This window comes from Paenibacillus sp. IITD108 (assembly GCF_036541265.1).
In the GTDB taxonomy this organism is placed as follows: Bacteria; Bacillota; Bacilli; order Paenibacillales; family Paenibacillaceae; genus Pristimantibacillus.
Genome location: NZ_JAZHCT010000025.1, coordinates 72,494 through 91,656, shown reverse-complemented (window position 1 = coordinate 91,656; position 19,163 = coordinate 72,494). Strand labels below are relative to the sequence as shown.

18 protein-coding genes and 1 other annotated feature are annotated in these 19,163 nt (G+C 46.1%); of the genes, 11 read left to right on the top strand and 7 right to left on the bottom strand.

Features of this window, described 5'->3' with window-relative positions:
* Positions 1 to 42: 42 nt before the first annotated feature.
* On the bottom strand, positions 43 to 1,656 hold the full coding sequence (gene cimA, locus V1L65_RS20470; protein ID WP_331701098.1) for a citramalate synthase: 1,614 nt from the start codon (positions 1,654 to 1,656) through the stop codon (positions 43 to 45).
* Positions 1,657 to 1,848: 192 nt separating this feature from the next.
* On the opposite strand from cimA, the gene V1L65_RS20465 reads away from it, so the two are divergent.
* The 3 genes from V1L65_RS20465 (at position 1,849) to V1L65_RS20455 (ending at position 5,060) form a co-directional block, all read left to right on the top strand.
* Positions 1,849 to 3,171, top strand: coding sequence for a DNA polymerase IV (locus V1L65_RS20465; RefSeq protein ID WP_331701097.1), 1,323 nt, complete (start codon positions 1,849 to 1,851; stop codon positions 3,169 to 3,171).
* A 107-nt stretch (positions 3,172 to 3,278) separates the two neighbouring features.
* Positions 3,279 to 3,521: a ferredoxin gene (locus V1L65_RS20460; protein WP_331701095.1), complete on the top strand. Its 243-nt coding sequence runs from the start codon at positions 3,279 to 3,281 to the stop codon at positions 3,519 to 3,521.
* A gap of 156 nt (positions 3,522 to 3,677) precedes the next feature.
* Positions 3,678 to 5,060: a L,D-transpeptidase family protein gene (locus V1L65_RS20455; protein WP_331701094.1), complete on the top strand. Its 1,383-nt coding sequence runs from the start codon at positions 3,678 to 3,680 to the stop codon at positions 5,058 to 5,060.
* A gap of 12 nt (positions 5,061 to 5,072) precedes the next feature.
* On the opposite strand, the gene V1L65_RS20450 is transcribed toward V1L65_RS20455, so the two are convergent.
* A complete protein-coding gene (locus V1L65_RS20450) occupies positions 5,073 to 5,213 on the bottom strand; it encodes a hypothetical protein (RefSeq protein WP_331701093.1) in 141 nt (46 codons plus the stop codon).
* 270 nt (positions 5,214 to 5,483) lie between these two features.
* On the opposite strand from V1L65_RS20450, the gene V1L65_RS20445 reads away from it, so the two are divergent.
* Positions 5,484 to 6,581: a quinone-dependent dihydroorotate dehydrogenase gene (locus V1L65_RS20445; RefSeq protein WP_331701107.1), complete on the top strand. Its 1,098-nt coding sequence runs from the start codon at positions 5,484 to 5,486 to the stop codon at positions 6,579 to 6,581.
* Positions 6,582 to 6,598: 17 nt separating this feature from the next.
* On the top strand, positions 6,599 to 7,393 hold the full coding sequence (locus V1L65_RS20440) for a GTP pyrophosphokinase (RefSeq protein WP_331701092.1): 795 nt from the start codon (positions 6,599 to 6,601) through the stop codon (positions 7,391 to 7,393).
* Positions 7,394 to 7,460: 67 nt separating this feature from the next.
* Here the strand turns inward: V1L65_RS20440 and V1L65_RS20435 are convergent, their stop codons facing one another.
* A complete protein-coding gene (locus V1L65_RS20435) occupies positions 7,461 to 7,934 on the bottom strand; it encodes a PCYCGC motif-containing (lipo)protein (protein WP_331701091.1) in 474 nt (157 codons plus the stop codon).
* A gap of 1 nt (position 7,935) precedes the next feature.
* A complete protein-coding gene (locus tag V1L65_RS20430) occupies positions 7,936 to 8,448 on the bottom strand; it encodes a thioredoxin family protein (RefSeq protein WP_331701090.1) in 513 nt (170 codons plus the stop codon).
* Between the two features lie 153 nt (positions 8,449 to 8,601).
* Here V1L65_RS20430 and V1L65_RS20425 point away from each other — a divergent pair, with 153 nt between their 5' ends.
* A complete protein-coding gene (locus V1L65_RS20425) occupies positions 8,602 to 9,372 on the top strand; it encodes a pseudouridine synthase (RefSeq protein ID WP_331701089.1) in 771 nt (256 codons plus the stop codon).
* A gap of 362 nt (positions 9,373 to 9,734) precedes the next feature.
* Here V1L65_RS20425 and V1L65_RS20420 read toward each other — a convergent pair whose 3' ends face one another.
* Both V1L65_RS20420 and V1L65_RS20415 read right to left on the bottom strand, forming a co-directional pair.
* The gene (locus tag V1L65_RS20420; protein WP_331701088.1) at positions 9,735 to 9,827 is read right to left on the bottom strand and encodes a YjcZ family sporulation protein; all 93 of its coding nucleotides are present in this window, start codon (positions 9,825 to 9,827) and stop codon (positions 9,735 to 9,737) included.
* Positions 9,828 to 10,078: 251 nt separating this feature from the next.
* Complete coding sequence (locus V1L65_RS20415) at positions 10,079 to 11,593, bottom strand: DEAD/DEAH box helicase (protein ID WP_331701087.1); 1,515 nt, start codon at positions 11,591 to 11,593, stop codon at positions 10,079 to 10,081.
* A 113-nt stretch (positions 11,594 to 11,706) separates the two neighbouring features.
* Between V1L65_RS20415 and V1L65_RS20410 the strand changes: the two genes are divergently transcribed.
* The 3 genes from V1L65_RS20410 (at position 11,707) to leuS (ending at position 16,186) form a co-directional block, all read left to right on the top strand.
* The gene (locus V1L65_RS20410) at positions 11,707 to 12,009 is read left to right on the top strand and encodes a hypothetical protein (RefSeq protein ID WP_331701085.1); all 303 of its coding nucleotides are present in this window, start codon (positions 11,707 to 11,709) and stop codon (positions 12,007 to 12,009) included.
* Positions 12,010 to 12,046: 37 nt separating this feature from the next.
* Complete coding sequence (locus V1L65_RS20405; protein WP_442955708.1) at positions 12,047 to 13,297, top strand: CynX/NimT family MFS transporter; 1,251 nt, start codon at positions 12,047 to 12,049, stop codon at positions 13,295 to 13,297.
* 45 nt (positions 13,298 to 13,342) lie between these two features.
* Positions 13,343 to 13,565 (top strand) — a binding site (T-box leader).
* Between the two features lie 173 nt (positions 13,566 to 13,738).
* Positions 13,739 to 16,186, top strand: coding sequence for a leucine--tRNA ligase (leuS, locus tag V1L65_RS20400; RefSeq protein ID WP_331701084.1), 2,448 nt, complete (start codon positions 13,739 to 13,741; stop codon positions 16,184 to 16,186).
* A gap of 89 nt (positions 16,187 to 16,275) precedes the next feature.
* Here leuS and comER read toward each other — a convergent pair whose 3' ends face one another.
* Entirely contained in the window at positions 16,276 to 17,115 is an 840-nt protein-coding gene (gene comER / locus V1L65_RS20395) for a late competence protein ComER (RefSeq protein ID WP_331701083.1), read from the bottom strand.
* 129 nt (positions 17,116 to 17,244) lie between these two features.
* Here comER and V1L65_RS20390 point away from each other — a divergent pair, with 129 nt between their 5' ends.
* Entirely contained in the window at positions 17,245 to 17,739 is a 495-nt protein-coding gene (locus tag V1L65_RS20390) for a ComEA family DNA-binding protein (protein WP_331701082.1), read from the top strand.
* Positions 17,740 to 17,844: 105 nt separating this feature from the next.
* The gene (locus V1L65_RS20385) at positions 17,845 to 19,137 is read left to right on the top strand and encodes a homocysteine synthase (protein ID WP_331701080.1); all 1,293 of its coding nucleotides are present in this window, start codon (positions 17,845 to 17,847) and stop codon (positions 19,135 to 19,137) included.
* Positions 19,138 to 19,163 lie beyond the last annotated feature (26 nt).

Genomic DNA, 19,163 nt, shown 5'->3' with positions numbered 1-19,163 from the left:
TATGCTGCCTCACCAATAAAGGTTCGGCAAGCGCCCCCGTCTTTAATGATTGACCAAACCAAGACGATCCGTTGATTCCTGGATAACGCCCTCAACCTTCTCCATATTGATCAGCGCATAGCGGATGCTGTCAACAAGCGCCTCCCAGCTTGCCTCGATAACGTTGCCGGATACGCCGACTGTGCTCCATGTATTGTTAAGCCCAGTTGATTCAACAAGCACTCTGACTTTAGCGGCAGTAGCATCCTTTTCATCGATAACTCTAACCTTGTAATCGGACAGATGGATTTTTTCAATATTTGGATAAAATTGAACCAAAGCTTTGCGAAGCGCATTGTCCAGTGCATTGACCGGCCCGTTTCCTTCAGCTGCAGTATATACCTGCTGGCCGTCAACATTAATTTTGACGATTGCTTCCGAAATCATTTTGCCATTTGTGCGTTCGACATGCATTTTGAAGGATTCGACGGAGAATAGCTCTTTTGCTTCTCCGAAGGCTTCTCTCAGCAGCAGCTCGAGCGAAGCGTCCGCGCCTTCAAATTGATAGCCTTGATGCTCCAGCTCTTTGATTTGATCGATGATCTGCTTTGTTTTTTCATTATTCGTATTGACATCTAATCCAAGCTCGATCGCTTTGGATATAATATTGCTTTGGCCTGCAAGCTCGGAAACGAGAATGCGCTGTTTGTTTCCGACTAGCTCAGGCGCGATATGCTCGTATGTTTTTGCATCCTTTAATATCGCGGATACATGGATGCCGCCTTTATGTGCAAAAGCTGCATTGCCGACATAAGCTTGGCCAACCGGCATATGGACATTTGCAATTTCACTAATATATCTTGCTGTGCCTGTAAGGGTAGCCAGCTTTTCTGGCGGCAAGCACTCGTAGTTCATTTTGAGCTGCAGGTTAGGGATGATTGAGCACAGATTAGCATTGCCGCAGCGCTCGCCATAGCCGTTGATCGTACCTTGCACCTGGCGTGCGCCAGCTTGAATAGCTGCTAACGTATTGGCTACGGCCAGCTCGCAGTCATTATGCGTATGGATGCCGATCGGCGCAGAGAGCTGCTCGCGAACGCGCGATACGATTTCGTGAATCTCACCTGGCAGCGTGCCGCCATTTGTATCGCATAGCACGAGCCAGTTCGCTCCGGCGTCCTGTGCTTTTTTGAGTGCGGCGATCGCATATTCCGGATTGTTTTTATATCCGTCGAAGAAATGCTCCGCATCGTACATGGCTTCTAGCTCGTTGCGTTTTAAAAACGCGATTGAATCGTAAATCATTGCCAAATTTTCTTCGAGTGTAGTTTGCAGTGCTGTATGCACATGAAAATCCCACGCTTTTCCAACCAAGGTGGAAGCTCTAACGCCGGACTCCACAATGCGCTGCAAATTGGCGTCTTGCTCAGCAATGCTGTTCTTTCGGCGCGTGCTGCCGAAAGCGGTAACTTTAGAAGTAAGGTTCAGCTCCTTGACGCGCTGAAAAAATTCGATATCTTTACTGTTGCTGCCAGGATTTCCGCCTTCAATATAATGAACCCCAAGCGCATCAAGCTTTTGGGCAATTTTTAGCTTGTCATCGGCTGAGAGGCTTATGCCCTCACCTTGCGTGCCATCCCGTAATGTTGTGTCAAATATAAAGATTTGGTCATTCATTAATTTAAAGGCCTCCTTCACTTAACTCACCCACAAATCATAATTTAATATTATAACACTTTATCCCTGTAAAGTAGAGTGAAAATAAGGATTATTAGCAAATAAAAAAATAATTTCAGCCATAATGCTATCGTTATTAGACTTCTTTTAGAGACTGCGTTATGATAAAAGCAGAATAGATGTTTGCATTTTATGCTGGAGGTCGAAGCTGCCATGAGCGGCCAAAACTTTACAAATATAGAACAAATGTATCCGAGCAAGGGCAGAGTCATCATTCATTTGGATATGAATGCTTTTTATTGCTCCGTTCATGCCGCCGAGCAGCCTGAGCTGTATGAAGGCAAGCCGACAGCGGTGTCTGGCAGCGCCGAGCAGCGCAAAGGCATTATTGTCACCTGCTCTTATGAGGCTAGAGCGCTTGGCATTAAAACAGGAATGAATGTGCGGCAGGCTCTGCGAATATGCCCGGAGCTTATACTTATTAAACCTGATTTTACACTATACAAAAAATACTCTCAGGGCTTTATGGCGATTGCCAGGCAGTATACGCCGCAGATTGAACGGGTTTCGATCGACGAATGCTATATGGATATAACCGGCTCCAAGCTGTTCGGCTCGCCGATTGATATCGCAGCAGCGCTTCAGCAAAGGATCCAGTCGGAATGGTCATTGCCCTGTTCGATTGGCCTTGCGCCCAACAAGCTGCTGGCCAAGATGGCATCGGATATGAAGAAGCCGAATGGCATTACGATACTGCGGTTAAGGGATGTGCCGCAGCTGCTATGGGACCGGCCTTGCCGGGTTTTATTCGGCATTGGCTCCAAAACTGCGCAAAAGCTTGAAAAACTCAACATTTGGACAATCGGGCAACTGGCTGCCGCTGATGAGACGATGCTGACCAAGCAATTTGGAGTGGCTGGAGCCTGGATGAAGTCGGCAGCGCACGGTATTGATCATTCACCTGTACATGCAGCAGCGGAGCCGAATAAATCAATCGGACATACGACAACTTTACCGAAGGATGTGACGGAAAGAGCAGAAGTATGTCGAATATTTTTGAATCTTTCCGATCAGACAGGCAGACGGCTGCGGCGCCAGCAGCTCATTGCCTCTACTATTCAAATTACGATTCGCAGGCCTGATATGACGACGATTACGAGATCGCATACGCTGCCGGTACCGACCCAAGAGGCCGATATTATTTACAAGGAAGCGTGCGCGCTGTTTGACAAGCATTGGAAGCTTGGCGATCCGATCCGATTGCTTGGCGTTACCTTGCAAAATTTAAGCAAAGCGGGGGAAACGGCTGTGCAGCTTGATTTGTTCAATTATGAAGAGCAGCCGCGCAAGCAAGCATTGACAAAGGCGATGGATAAGCTGCGTGACAAATTTGGCGAGGATGCTGTTCTGACAGCAGGAATGCTGAGCAATGATCCTTCGGCATTAATTAGAAATAAGCGAATACGAGGAACTTCCTTGCAAAAGGATGATGATTTGTTATATATTGATGAATGAAGCTTTCATCAAATGTGATTTCTGGAGGAATTGCTCTTTCGGAAGAGCCGTTCATTCCGTTACATTGAAATAGCGAATTTTGTCATATTTATAGGAGGGGAAGCACCATGGCTAAGTACACTTGGGTAGAGAAGGATACTTGTATTGCTTGCGGAGCATGCGGAGCTACAGCGCCTGACATTTACGATTACGACGATGAAGGGATTGCTGAAGTTATATATAAAAATGATTGCAATCGTGGCGTTACTGAGATTCCAGAAGATATGCACGAGGATATGTTTGATGCATTAGATGGCTGTCCAACTGATTCGATCAAAATTGCAGACGAGCCATTCGATATGGAAGGCTAATTCAGCTTTCCTGCAAGGCTTTTATATACATGAACAAAGATTTGTAAAGGCGCTATGTGCCGGTACAAATCTTTTTTTTATATAAAATCAATAACAGATGTAAATGTAACGAAAAAGAACCGATATATACAGTATCAGACCTTTAAAAGGAGGAAGATGATGGACAATTTGGCGGATACTCTTTATTTGAAGCAATTTGTAAAGGAGAATCCTGATAATCAAATGGGCTGGTATTTGCTAGGCAAGCACTACTTGCAGGCCGGCAAGGAAGGCAAAGCAAATTACTGCTTTATCCAGGCGGGAGAAGTATATGATGCCTTTGAGCAGGAAAGCCATCCTATAGCAGAATATCAATTACAGCAGCTGAAGCTGTGGGATAAAAAGCAAAAACGCAAAAAGAAAATAAAAAAAGCTGTTCTGCTGGCTGTTCCACTGTTGTTGGCAGGGCTATACATGACGTATTACTATAATTCTGCCAAGCCCGCAGCTCCAGTGCCTGAGACGGTTAAAGCGGAAAGCAGTATGCCCTATGAGATAGGTGTATTATTTCTGCCTGTTTCCGATTTAAAGCCTGCAGGAAGTGCTGTGCATAAAATTTTAACGGCAGGTCAGGAAGCGCCTAAGCTTACGATCGCAGCTCAGCTGGAACAGCAGGGAAACTGGTATAATTGGGGCGGAAGCAAAAAGTTTTTATTATCTGCGATGCAGGGAGAAGGGCCGCAGCTAGATATTAAAATGTATGATCGGGAATTATGCCGCTGCGAGCCGGCCAGCTCGTCTGAGCTTAAAAGCAAATATGATCAGTGGAGCAAGCAGCAGGAGCATCATTGGACATTAGCCAGCGGAATTATGCAATATGAAAGGCTCTATAAAAAATGGCCGCAAAGCTTGGACGATCTCATTATGCCTTATCCGAACAATATCCTCTCCGGTGAAAGCAGTGTGCTCAAAGATAAATTCAATTACGTATTATCAAGGATAAAACAAACGAAGCGTGATAATACAAACAGCAGCGCAGCATTAACGGACAAAAACAAAAGCAATGACGGCGCACAAATCGTCGGAACGAATGGATTGTTTCAGGAAGGCTGGGACAAGCCGCTTGAAATAATAATCGATGTCAGCAATCATCAACTGGCAGTCGTGCATAACAATATGATTATTCGCAGCTTCCCGGTTGGACTGGGGGGAGAAAGGACGCCGAAAGGCAGCTTTTATATTAGCGAGAAAGTAAAATCGCCAAATGGCAGCGACAATGGAATATTCGGCAGCAGAGGCATGGCATTGTCCAATACTTTGTATGCGATCCATGGCACAAATAAGGCGGACAGCATCGGACAGGATGAATCGCAGGGATGTATCAGAATGAGCAATAAGGATGTGGAGGAGCTGTATGATATGGTGCCGCTTGGAACGGCTGTACATATGAAGTACGATGCGCTGCCTCGCCTTGCTAAAGCGCCAGCAGGAGAAAGATTCAAGCTGGAGCCGCTGCAAGACGAGACAAACCCGAACAAAATTTATCGTTGGCTGCAATAAGTATGCAGTCTATTAACTGAAAATTAGCAGCAGAGCAATAATAATTATAACAAGGGCGGTAATAGAACCGATCCATACGATAGCTTTTTTATTTACTTCTTCTACTTTTGGCTTGCTTTTAAGAGGCGCCGGCTTGCGTTTTGCTGCACTCATCGTCGATCAACCTTTCCTATTTATAATAAAAGTTCATATAAGAGCATTGTAATCGTTTTCTGACCGCCTAGCAACTGAATAGTGCCAGTTTTGCTCAGATATCCGTATCTGAGCATTATTTGTTTCTTGTTTTTGCAACAGTTCACAAATTTGCTATGACCGTATTTTTAAAAAAATATGGTAGAATAACCTTGTACGAAACTCTTTTCTTTTTTACATAAAAAAGTTAAACTGTTCGTTGGACTATATAATGAGATCGGAGTGAACAGCTTGCTTTACAGTTCTATATTAAAGCCTATATTTTTCAAAATGGATGCTGAGAAGGCTCATCACCTTGTCATAGATGGGCTTGCTTTTGGCGGCAAGATTCCTGGCATGAATGGATTGCTTAACATGATGTACGGGGTTAAGCATGCACCGGAGCTGGAGACGGAATTGTTCGGCCTGACGTTTCCGCATCCGATAGGACTTGCGGCTGGACTTGATAAGAACGGAAAATGTGCGGACGGGTTTTCTAGCATTGGCTTTGGATTTGCTGAGGTAGGCACGATTACGCCTGAAGGGCAGCCAGGCAACGAGCAGCCTCGTTTATTTCGTTTGCCAGCGGATGAAGCTTTAATTAATCGTATGGGCTTCAACAATGAAGGCACTGCAGCGATGGCCCGCTATCTTAAGCAAAGAAAAATATATCGTATCCCGATCGCCGTAAATATTGGGAAAAATAAAGTGACGCCCAATGAAAAGGCTCATGAGGATTATGAGGCCTGCATAAGGGCTTTATATGCTCATGGTGATTTTTTCGTTGTCAATATAAGCTCACCCAATACACAAGGGCTTCGCGATTTGCAGCATGGTGAGGAGCTGCGCAAATTGCTGCAGGCTGTAACTGCAGAAATGAACAGTCAAAGCAACCGGCTGGGCAGCCAGACCAAGCCAGTACTCGTAAAAATTGCGCCTGACATGACGGATGAAGAACTGGCGGATACAGTAGACACGATTATGAATAGCGGTATATCGGGAATAATTGCTACTAATACAACGTTGTCCCGCGCTGGTTTGCAGCATGCTAATGCTTCTGAAGCGGGAGGCTTGAGCGGCAAGCCATTATGCGAGCGTTCCACTGAGGTTATCCGGGCAGTATATAAGCAAACTGGCGGACAAATACCTATTATTGGCTCGGGAGGCATTTTTTCTGCACAGGATGCATACGATAAAATTCGTGCAGGTGCTTCGTTGGTAGAAATATATACAGCGCTTATTTATAAAGGACCCGGAGTGCTGCGAGAATTAACTAATGGCTTGATTGATTGCTTACACAAGGATGGCTACCGTAATATAGCTGAAGCAGTAGGCGCAGATCATCGCTAGAAACAGGAGGCGGCCGGATGGACGGTAGAGACTGGAGTCTTTTTTTACAGCCATACGAGCAAGCGGTAGAAGAATTAAAAGTAAAATTTAAAACGATGAGGGCAGAGCTGAAGCTGCATGAATCGTATGCTCCAATAGAATTTGTAACGGGCAGAGTAAAAAGAATATCGAGTATTTTGGAGAAGGCAAAGCGTCTGCAAGTTCCTTCGGACGAGCTGGATACAGGGATAGAGGATATAGCCGGCATTCGCATAATGTGCCAGTTCGTTGATGATATTCATCGCGTTGCAGCATTTATCCGCAACCGTAAAGATTTGCAGCTCGTTTATGAGAAGGATTATATAACCAACTACAAGGAAAGCGGATATCGAAGCTATCATATGATTGTCCGCTATCCTGTACAAACGGCGCTGGGCTATATTGAGGTGCTGGCTGAAATCCAAATTCGAACATTAGCAATGAATTTTTGGGCGACAATCGAACATTCATTGAACTATAAGTATAAAGAGAGAATTCCAGAAGATGTGCGCTTGAGGCTGAAAAAAGCAGCTGAAGCTGCCTTTGTACTTGATACAGAGATGGCAAGCATTCGTCATGAAATTTTAGATGCCCAGACAGATTTTGAAGAGCAGTCTAATGTAGTCACAAGAGTGCTGAGCGGAATTCAGGATTTGTATTTTTATCATCGGGTCAGAGAGGCAGCCCAGTATCAAATCCAATTCAACGAGCTGTTCGAGGTGTCTGATTATGTCGGCTTATCTCAGCTGTCAGCAGCTATTCAAGAGTCGATTTCCAGGGCCAAGCGCATGTAGAGGGCTAAAATGAAAAAAGATCGAGTTTCGTCTTGGGGCGAACTCGATCTTTTGCTATTGCTGTTTATTATTGGTTGCCTTTATACGCATCGTCAATTGCCTGACGAATGTCATCAGTAGACTTGCCTTCTTTTTGCATGGCGATAACCATTTCCATCTCTTTTTTGCATACTCCGCAGGTCGTGCTATGATCAGTCCATACCACTTCACCTTCGCTGTCAGGCTTCTCCGCCCAATAGCAGCGCAGCAAGGAATCATGCGGCTCGTCAAACTCCGTGCCCAGCATGCAGCCGCAATAGCAATTCAGCTCTCCCATAATGTGCGCATGATGAGGCACTTCAGAATACAAATGATTGGTCAAATCTGTATGCTCGGTTAGAAAATGCGGCAGTGTATCCGTTGAAGCTGTAGTTTCCCACGTTTCTGTGCCGACCAAATGCTCATGCTTGTTCGACGGCTTTTCGATCAAGGAACAAGCTGTCAGCAGCGTGATACAAGTAAATGCAAGGGCTAGTCCATACATGAAGGATCGTTTGATCATATTAACTGTTTCCTGCGTGCTTTGTAAAGAATTCTCGGTATTGATCCAGCGTATAGCCTTCGCTGGCACCCTCTACCTTAATGCCGCCTTCCATGCGGTCTACTTCAACACCATCCTTGAAATAAGCGAGTGTTGGCGTGTAATTTACATTAAGCGATCTTTGATAGGAGTTGAACTCCAGCAAATTAAGCTGCGGCAAATCGATATTAAGCTCTTTAGCCAAAGGCATCAGCTCAGGTGTTGTTTGCTTACAGTAGTGGCAAGTAGAAGAAAATAAATACACAAAGAAATCTTCTTTATTTTCGACCTTTTCATCAAATTGTGCAGGTAGTATGATATTCTGATAGTTAGGGTCATTGAGCTGCTTGCGGGTAGCCGGGTTTAATTGTGATGACGGGATACCATAAATATTATCCTTTGATTCGATGGAATTTAATGCGAATATTCCCCCGAACAGAACAAGAATAATACCCAGGTACACATAAAACATTTTAAACTTGGTTTTCTTTTTCATTAGGAACAGCAACCTCCACTTTCGATATAATTGACATGCGCCGCATGCATTTGCTTCATTATTATACAACAAACAACTATAAAATTGTAAGTGAGTAAAGTAATATTACGAATGTACAATTTGACAATATGGTGTCTGATAGGCGGGGATAAAATGAGTCCGAGAATAAGAATAGACAAGCTGCTTGCGCATACCGGTTTCGGAACGCGCAGCGAAATTAAAAAAGCGGTAAAGCAGGGCCGAGTGGTCGCTGATGGCAAGATCGTAAAGGATAGCGGTCTTATCGTTGATTCGATCGAAAGCGAGGTTACATTTGACGGGGGGCTTGTTCGTTACCGGGAGTTTATTTATCTTATGCTAAACAAGCCGCCCGGAGTAATTTCAGCAACAGAGGATTTGCGCGAGCGGACTGTAATAGATTTGCTGAAAAGCGGTGATCAGCTGCTCAATCCTTTTCCGGTTGGACGATTAGACAAGGATACGACGGGACTGCTGCTGTTGACGAACGACGGACAGCTTGCGCATGAGCTGCTTTCGCCGCGCAAGCACGTTGATAAAACGTATGAAGCGTTGGTGCTGGGAGAGGCAGGCGAGGCGGATATTCAAGCCTTCAAGCAAGGCGTGCAGCTGGATGACGGTTATGTTACGATGCCTGCAGAGCTTATAATTAAGGATCGTTTTACGGCGTCTGCTGGCAGATGCTCGCGTATATCGCTTACGATTAAGGAAGGCAAGTTTCATCAGGTCAAACGGATGTTTGAAGCAGTTGAAAAGAAAGTGCTGGAGCTGAAACGGGTATCTATGGGCCCGCTAAAGCTAGATGAAAAACTGGCGGAAGGCAGCTACAGAGAGCTTACAGAAACAGAAATAGAGCGGCTGCGCGCTCATCGCGGCAATGGGCAAGCCGGTCAGCAGTTAGATTAATATATGTAAAAGTTCTAAGGTAAAGAATCGTCGAAGCGCTGCTCGACGATTCTTTATTAAAATTATATAGGTGTTAGCACCTTTGTACTGTTTTATATAATCATTAGGAGAGTATAAGTTATTACAATAAACTCGTTCTTATCATTCTCCGAGAAACTGTACGACTTTAGAAAAAGACGTACAACGTTTCTTCTTGAAATATAAGAAAGTATAAGTTTTCTTCTTATACCTGTTCTAATATTTCTCCGGAATGAAACTTATGATCGCCATAAGGACGGCGACAGCCGTTTCACCTTGTTCGCCGAGAAACGGATTGTCCTCAGACAAGGACAAATAACGTTTCTGCTTGATGATTAGAGCAATTAGAAGAAAGTTCTTGTAATAATTACAAGCAGAATAAACAGTACTAAAATCACGCCTGTAGTTGTGTTGTGACCGAAGTGGCAAGCAGACATTCCAAATCCCCCCAGGGTAAAAAATTGACGATGACAAAAGTGCAAAGTGTAGAGTGAGCTGCCAATCGTTATAGTGTATTGTATGATTTTGGGGGCGAATGGATTGGATGAATGTCCCGGTTTTGTTCATTTAGGCCTTTGTTCAAATATAAGAAAGTATAAGTTTTTGCAACTTATATCTGATCTTATATTTCATCGGTAAACGCGCCAGTCCAAAGGCGGCGGATCCGTTTATCCTTGTGCCAGTGCCGTTATCTCTTGCCCCGTCCTCCGCGCGAGCCGCCGCCTCTGCGAGCGGAAGCAGCGCTGCTTCTTCCGCCGCTGCGCCCTCCGCCGTTGCTTGCTGGACGTTCATTGCGGTTTTGCGAAACGGAGCCTTTGCCGGCGCTGCGATCGGAACGGTTTTGTCCTTGGCCGCTTCGTTTAGAGCTTTGCTTCCTTTTGCTGGAAGGAAGTTCTAAATCGTTTGATTGCCATGGATTGTCTGATGCAGTTGCACTGCGCTGTGCAGCAGGTTTTTTGCCTGTTTTTACAGCTGCTGTCCTCTGTCCTCTGCCTCTTGAGCCCCGTGCATCGCTATGTTTATCTGAGCGGCGATAGTCTGACTGCTCTTTGCTGCTTGTACTGCGTTCAGACTGAATATGTCCATCGCGATCGAGCACTATGCGTTTAATTGTTGCATTGATTTTACGTTCAATTGAGAAAATTGTATTTTTATCATATGGGGTTGCCATCGTTACAGCCGTGCCCTGCTGGCCTGCCCGGCCAGTGCGGCCGATCCGGTGAATATAATGCTCCGTATCCGGCGGCACGTCGTAATTATACACATGCGTCACGCCTTCCACGTCCAATCCGCGGGCAGCGACGTCTGTTGCGACAAGAACCTGCAGCTTCGCTTCTCTAAACCGTTTCATCACCTGCTCACGCTTCGCTTGAGTTAGGTCGCCATGCAGCTCGTCCGATTCGAAACCGTAGTCCTGCAGCGCTGCATTAAGCTTTTTGGCGCGGATCTTGGTGCGGCAAAAAATAACAGCAAGATAAGGCCTATGCTGTTCCAACAGCTGAATGAGCGCACGCTGCTTTCCGCGGTCTGTCGTTTCAACGATAATCTGCTTAATATTGTCCAGCGTCACATTGCTGCTTTGCACGCGCACATCTGCAGGCTGCTTCATATACTCCTGAGCCAGCTGGCGAATGGCATCAGGCATCGTTGCCGAGAAAAGCATGGTCTGCCTGGCCTTTGGCGTCTGAGTAATGATGGATTCCACCTCTGGCAGAAAGCCCATATGCAGCATTTGGTCAGCTTCATCGAGAACAAGCATCGACAGCTTGCCCAGATTGACAGTAGCTCGCTGCATATGATCAATTAAGCGTCCGGGTGTGGCTACGATAATATGCGGCATATTATACAGCTTGCGGATTTGCGCCTCGACATCCTGGCCGCCGTAAGCAGCGAGTACGGTTACGTCGTGAGCGGCTGCATATTTTTTTAGCTCGCTTGTAATTTGAATGGCCAGCTCTCTGGTCGGCGTTAGTATTAAGGCTTGGGTATGCTCTTTATCTGTTCTGATTTGCTGTATAATAGGCAAAGCGAATGCAAGAGTTTTACCTGTCCCGGTTTGCGCCTGGGCAATTAGATCGCTGCCATTTAACGCAAGGGGGATGGACTGCTGCTGTACGGGAGTTGGCGTCATAATACCTTCATTTTGAAGCAAGCTGCAAAGTTTATCTGAAATTCCAAGATTGTTGAAAGCTTGTGCTGGCATAAAAATCCTCTTTTCCTTAATTCGTATGGCAATTAGTATATCAGTTGTTGAGGCAATGTGCATCTATCGAATGCAGAAACTTACAAGTAGTATGGCCTCGAAAGGAGCGGCTTATGGCATTTGGCATCACTAGAGCTGAATTAAATGAATGGAAGGCTAAAATAAACAGGGGCGAGATTGCCTTTTTAACGCATTATTGGCTCGATGACCGTTTTCCTAAAATGAAAACTGTTACGAAGGTTGGCTGCAGCAGTTATGAACGATTAATGGAATGGTGCAGGCAGCATCAATTAAATCCAGATTACATACACGCGCGTGAAACGTATCCGCACTTTGATCTGATTGGCGAGACTCAAAAAAAGATATTGCAACTTACTGGCCAATATGATCAAATAGAAAGATTCGGAATTAAATAAAAAACCATTCAAGAAATAGAAGCAAGTTCGGGAAAGGGTGGCTGATGAAACTTTGAACAGCTTGGCAAACACAGATCTGGAAGGGAAATCAACACAAGCACATATTCAACGCTCATGGCTGCTGCTTGGCGGTGTCATGCTTACTGCACTAGTATTAAGGGCGCCGATTACGGCAGTCGGTTCTATCGTATCAGAAATTCAGCAAGCATTGGGGTTGTCGGGAGCGATGACAGGGCTGCTTACAACGCTGCCGCTGCTGGCCTTTGCCGCTATTTCTCCGCTGGCGCCGATTTGGTCAAACCGCATTGGCATTGAAAATACATTGTTTTTTGCGATGCTGGTACTGGCAGGTGCAATTGCCCTGCGCTCACTCGCTACGATACCTGCCTTATATGCAGGCACAGCGCTGTTAGGAATGGGAATTGCAGTCGGAAACGTGCTTCTGCCCAGCATTATTAAGCGGGATTACAATCAGAAGGCTGGTCTTATGACCGGCTTGTATACAGTCGTGATGAACCTCGGCGGTGCAATAGCGTCGGGGTTCAGCATTCCGCTTACTGAACAGGCGGGTATAAAGTGGAATGTCGTATTGGGAGGCACCGCAGTATTTGCTTTATTGGCGGCGGTTGTCTGGATGCTGCAATTGCGAGGGAAGCAGCAGCTTGCTTTCGTCAGTGGCTTAAATCAAGCAAAGCCGAGGCCGATTTGGAGCTCCAAGGTAGCCTGGTTTGTTACTTTTTTTCTAGGCTTGCAATCCTTTTGCTTCTATATAAACATCACCTGGATTCCTGAGATGCTCATTGACCGCGGACTTAGCCATGCCGAAGCAGGCTGGATGCTGTCTCTGCTGCAAATTGTAGGCATGCCATCTACATTTATTATTCCGATTTTGGCAGGCAGAAGAGCTAGCCAGCGCGGTTATGCGCTAATTACCGCAATTTTATTCGCTATCGGCTATTTGGGGCTGCTTAGCGGTGACACCAGCTTGATCGTGCTATGGATTATCGTAACAGGAATTGCTGCAGGCGCAGGCTTTGGGCTGGCGGTTATGTTTTTTGTATTACGGACTGCAACTGCTCATCAATCTGCACAAATTTCAGGCATGGCGCAATCGATTGGCTATTTGCTTGCCGCCTTTGGACCGTTCCTGTTCGGTCTGCTGCATGATGTGACCAGCAGCTGGAATATGTCGCTCATCATGCTGCTCGCTGTTGTCGTACTTTATGGGTTCGCTGGCTGGGGAGCTGGTGCTGACCGTAAAATTGGGGAGCAGGCGATGGAATCTTGACAGCAGTCATGACGAACTTTATAATGATTGTTAGTTCAATATAAGTAATCAGCTTGGAAGAGGAGCAGTACTTCTGTTAACAAGGTATAGAGAGTCGGCGGATGGTGCAAGCCGAACCTGTTGCATTAGGAACTTGCCTTGGAGCTGCGCATCGCAATTGCATTGCTTGCGCCGTTAGCCTGCGTTACAGGCTTAAAGTGAGCATAGGCAAAGCCTGTCTATTGCTAACTAGGGTGGTACCACGGGAGAATAACCTCTCGTCCCTAGCGATTATACGCTGGGGGCGAGAGGTTTTTTAGATTATAAGAATGTAATTCATCGGTAAACGCGCCTTTCCAAAGGACGGCGGAGCCGTTTATCCTTGGATATATGAAAATGTAATTTTTATTTTTAATTCTCACCGAGTACGATAGGGTCGACGTCAATTAGGAGGTTTTTAGGATGAGTCAGGGTCAGCAAACAAGCGGGTATAATCCGCAGGCGATTGAGCCGAAATGGCAAAAGTATTGGGATGATAATAAAACGTTTAGAACAGAGGATGAAGTGGACGACAGCAAGCCGAAGTTTTACGCGCTGGATATGTTTCCGTATCCTTCAGGCGCAGGATTGCACGTAGGCCATCCAGAAGGCTATACAGCAACTGATATTATGTCGCGTTATAAGCGAATGCGCGGTTACAATGTTCTTCACCCAATGGGCTGGGATGCTTTCGGCTTGCCGGCTGAGCAGCACGCGCTGGATACAGGTCAGCATCCGCGAGATATTACATTTAGAAATATTGATAACTTCCGCAGACAAATCAAGTCGCTTGGCTTTTCCTATGACTGGGATCGGGAGTTCAGCACAACGGATCCTGATTATTATAAATGGACACAATGGATTTTTGTTCAATTGTACAAACGCGGCCTAGCGTATGTTGCCGAGGTTCCGGTTAACTGGTGTCCTGCGCTCGGTACGGTTCTGGCCAATGAGGAAGTCATAGACGGCCTTAGCGAACGCGGCAACCATCCGGTTATTCGCAAACCGATGCGCCAGTGGATGCTAAAAATTACTGCTTATGCCGAGCGTCTGCTTGAGGATTTGGAAGAGCTGGATTGGCCGGAAAGCATTAAAGATATGCAGCGCAACTGGATTGGCAAGTCAACAGGCGCTGAAGTTACATTTGCCATTGACGGTATAGAGGACGCTTCACTTGTCGTCTTTACAACCCGTCCGGACACTTTGTTCGGGGCGACCTACTGCGTGCTGGCTCCTGAGCATGAACTCGTTGCCCGCATTACTACTTCAGAGCAGCAGGAAGCGATTAAGGCTTACCAGGAAGCCGCATCCCGCAAAAGCGACTTGGAGCGTACCGATCTGGCCAAAGTGAAAACCGGTGTATTTACCGGCGCTTATGCAATCAATCCTGCCAACGGCGTCAAAACGCCAATCTGGATTGCTGATTATGTGCTTGCCGGTTATGGTACAGGCGCGATTATGGCAGTTCCTGGCCATGATGCGAGAGACTATGAATTTGCAAAGCAGTTCGATCTGCCGATCGTAGAGGTTGTGTCAGGCGGCGACGTGTCAGCAGAGGCTTATACTGGAGACGGTGTTCACGTTAACTCAGACTTTTTGAACGGACTTAACAACACAGATGCTATTGCTGCGATGATCAAGCACTTGGAAGAGACCGGAAAAGGAAAAGCCAAGGTTACGTATCGTCTGCGCGACTGGCTGTTCAGCCGTCAGCGTTACTGGGGAGAGCCGATTCCTATTTTGCATTTGGAAGACGGCACGATGAAGACAGTTCCTGAGGATCAATTGCCGCTTGTATTGCCAGATGTAGATGAAATCAAGCCGTCCGGCACAGGTGAATCGCCGCTGGCGAACGTTACGGAGTGGGTAAATACGATCGATCCCGAAACAGGCATGAAAGCGCGCCGCGAAACGAATACAATGCCGCAATGGGCAGGAAGCTGCTGGTATTACCTTCGTTTTATCGATCCGAAAAATGACAAAGAAATTTGTTCGCCAGAAAAGCAAAAGCAATGGCTTCCGGTAGATCTTTATATCGGCGGCGCAGAGCATGCTGTATTGCATCTGCTGTATGCGCGCTTCTGGCACAAGGTATTGTACGACATGGGCATTGTGCATACGAAGGAGCCATTCTATAAGCTGGTTAACCAAGGCATGATTTTGGGCACAAACAATGAAAAAATGTCCAAGTCGCGCGGCAATGTCATTAATCCGGATGAAATTGTCAATGAATTCGGCGGCGATACGCTTCGCATGTACGAAATGTTTATGGGTCCTTTGGAAGCTACTAAGCCTTGGAGCACGAACGGGGTAGAAGGGGCGCATCGTTTCTTAAGCCGCGTATGGAGACTGTTTGTTCAAGACAATGATCAATTGAATGACAAAATAAGCGACTCTGAAGTGAGTGGGGAGTTCAATAAAGTATGGCACCGGACGATCAAAAAAGTAACGGAAGACTTTGATCAGCTGCACTTTAATACAGCGATCAGCCAGCTGATGATTTTCGTCAACGAAGCGAATAAGGCAGAAGTGCTGCCGCGCAAGGCGATGGAAAACTTTGTGCAGCTATTGTCACCGCTTGCGCCGCATATTGCTGAAGAGCTTTGGGAGCGCTTGGGCCATAGCGAGTCCATCACATATGTGCCATGGCCGGTCTACGATGAGAAATGGACAGTGGATTCCTCCGTCGAAATTGTAATTCAAGTGAATGGCAAAATTGTTGAGCGCCTTTCTATTCCTGCAGAAACAGCTGAAGCTGAAATGGAAGCTATTGCAAAGGAACAAGAAAAGGTTGCTGTACTTCTGGCAGGCAAGACGATTCGCAAGGTAATTGCGGTAAAAGGCAAGCTTGTCAACATTGTTGCTAATTAAGCAGCGCAGGCTATGTAATCCAGGTCTGTCTGCTCCAGTTTCGTAAATAAGCAAACCGAAGAGGTGAGCGAACGCTAGCTGAAGAACAGCTATGGTTCGTTCACCTCTTCGCTGTAAAAAGCAGTAGTTACTTTGGTCAAATCATCATAGTACTTATCATGTGTTGTACGAATCAGTCTCTCAAACATGCCTTCGGTATCCTGTTGCAGAAGACGCAAGGCTTTTGCTGTAATTCCGCCTGGCACAGCAACTCTTTGCTGGATTTGCTCAGGCGAAAGCCCGCCCTGTGTAAGCAGAAGCCCGGTACCCAGCAGCATATTGCTTGCCACCTGCACAGCCTCTTCGCGATGTATACCTGTCTCGCTGACAGCTGCGTCAATAAATTGCTGCAATAAAAATGCAAAAAAGGCTGGACCGCAGCTGGAAATATCCGAGACGATACGGGTAAAGCTTTCGGAGATTTGCAGCGGCTCGCTTATAAAGCAGAGCAAGTTATTTAACCGCTCTCGATCCGCTTGCTGCATGCGTTCGCCATACATGCACAAGGAAGCGCCGCTGCAAATCGTATTCGTTACACTCGGTATTACTTTTGCTATTTTGCAGTTAAGCTCCTCCTCCAAATGAGATATTAAAACGGGGCTCGTAATAGAGACTGCAATTTGCTCAGGCTGCAGCGCTTGTTTAATTTCTTGGACAACATGAATAAACTCCAATGGCTTAATACATAGAAAGACAATGTCGCTTTTTTCTACCACCTCTTTGTTAGAAGCGACAGCAGCGAGGCCGGGAAACTCATCAGCTAATGCCAGGGCCTTGCTAAATGTTCTATTACTGGCCACAATGTCCTCTGGAAGCAAGGCACCGGAGCTTATAAATGCTTCGACCAGCAGCCTTCCCATTGTGCCAATTCCGATAAATCCAACCTTCATCTAAAGCCCTCCAATACTTCTTTATCGGACTGTGCTCTATTATCCTATTCCTTGATGCATGTACAATATGTGTCAATTTTACGTATTGCTGCAATCTGATAGTCATTCATATTCAGGAGGGAAACGATTATGAACCGGCAAATTCAATCGGCAGGAAAGCAAAAACAGATGTGGCTGCCTATGCTGCTGCTGGCAGGCGCTGCACTATTGCTTGTTGCGGCGCTTGCCGGCGGCGGCAAAGAGGCTGAAAAAAAGCAATTCACCCCACTCAATGAAGCAGTGGAACAAGCGCTCCTGGAATTGGATAATAAACCCATGCCTGCAGCTGCTCCCGAAATAAAGCAAGAGGCTGAGGACGAGCAGCCAGAGATGGAAGATCCTGTATTAATCGGTGGTCCTCCGAATGAGCAAGAGAACGAAACCGACAGCAGAATAGACATTAACCGCGCAGGCATGTCTGAGCTGCAAACCTTAAAGGGGATAGGCCCGTCAAAGGCTAATGCCATTATTATGGATCGTGAAAAAAATGGCTTTTTTCGTAGTGCGGATGATTTGCTTCGTGTAAAAGGAATTGGAAATAAAGTGTTGTCTGAAATAAAAGAAAGCATTGTAGCACGTCCATGAATATGAGACAATATGCTCAGAGCAAATCGGCAGCGCATGCCAAAAAAGGCATTAAAGTGAAGATAAGCTCCACAATAGATTATTGTTACGAGGAGGAGTTAGATCATGTCTGAAGAAAGAAAATTATCTTACGAAACATTGTCCGTTCATGGAGGTCAAGAAATTGATCCGACAACAATGTCTCGTGCAGTGCCTATTTACCAAACAACATCTTACGGGTTCAGAGACACCGATCATGCCGCGAATTTATTCTCATTGTCAGAGTTCGGCAATATTTATACCCGTATTATGAACCCGACTACCGACGTGCTGGAAAAGCGCGTAGCTGCGCTGGAAGGCGGCGTTGGCGCATTGGCAGTTGCTTCTGGACAAGCTGCTATTACTTACGCTCTTCTTAATATTGCAGGATCGGGCGACGAAATCGTATCAGCAACAAGCTTATACGGTGGTACTTATAACCTATTTGCCATTACCCTTCCTAAGCTTGGCCTTAAAGTCAAGTTTGTCGATCCGTCTAATCCGGATAATTTCCGCGCAGCTATTACAGAGCGCACAAAAGCAGTTTATGCGGAAACAATCGGCAACCCTAAAGGTGACGTAATCGATTTGGAAGCTGTCGCAGCAATTGCGCATGAGCACGGCATTCCTTTCATCGTTGACAATACATTCCCAAGCCCTTATCTATGCCGGCCAATCGAGCACGGTGCAGATATCGTTGTCCACTCCGCTACGAAGTTTCTTGGCGGACACGGCACTTCTATCGGCGGTATTATCGTTGACAGCGGTAAATTTGATTGGGCCGCCAACGATAAGTTTCCTGGACTGACTGAGCCGGATCCAAGCTACAATGGCGTAGTGTATACGAAGGCAGTCGGACCGCTTGCTTATATTATTAAAGCCCGCGTTCAGCTGCTTCGCGATATGGGGGCTTCTCTATCGCCATTTAACTCCTTCTTGCTTCTGCAAGGGGTAGAAACATTGCATCTTCGCATGGAACGCCACAGCTCCAATGCGCTTGCTGTAGCGAAATACCTGGAAGGACATGAAAGCATAGAGTGGGTCAGCTATCCAGGCTTGGAATCGCATGATTACTACCAAAATGCGAAAAAGTATTTGCCGAACGGCCAAGGCGCTATTTTAACCTTTGGCATTAAAGGTGGAATAGAAGCGGGCAAAAAGCTGATCAACTCAGTAAAATTGCTTTCGCACTTGGCGAACGTTGGAGATTCCAAGTCGCTTATTATTCATCCAGCTAGCACAACGCATCAGCAGCTTACTGAAGAAGCGCAAATGGCTGCCGGTGTCGATCCGGGATTAATCCGTCTGTCTATTGGAACAGAAGGCATTGCGGATATTATCGCCGATTTGGAACAAGCTATTGCTGCAAGCCAACAATAAGCTATAACATTTACATGGGAGGAGGA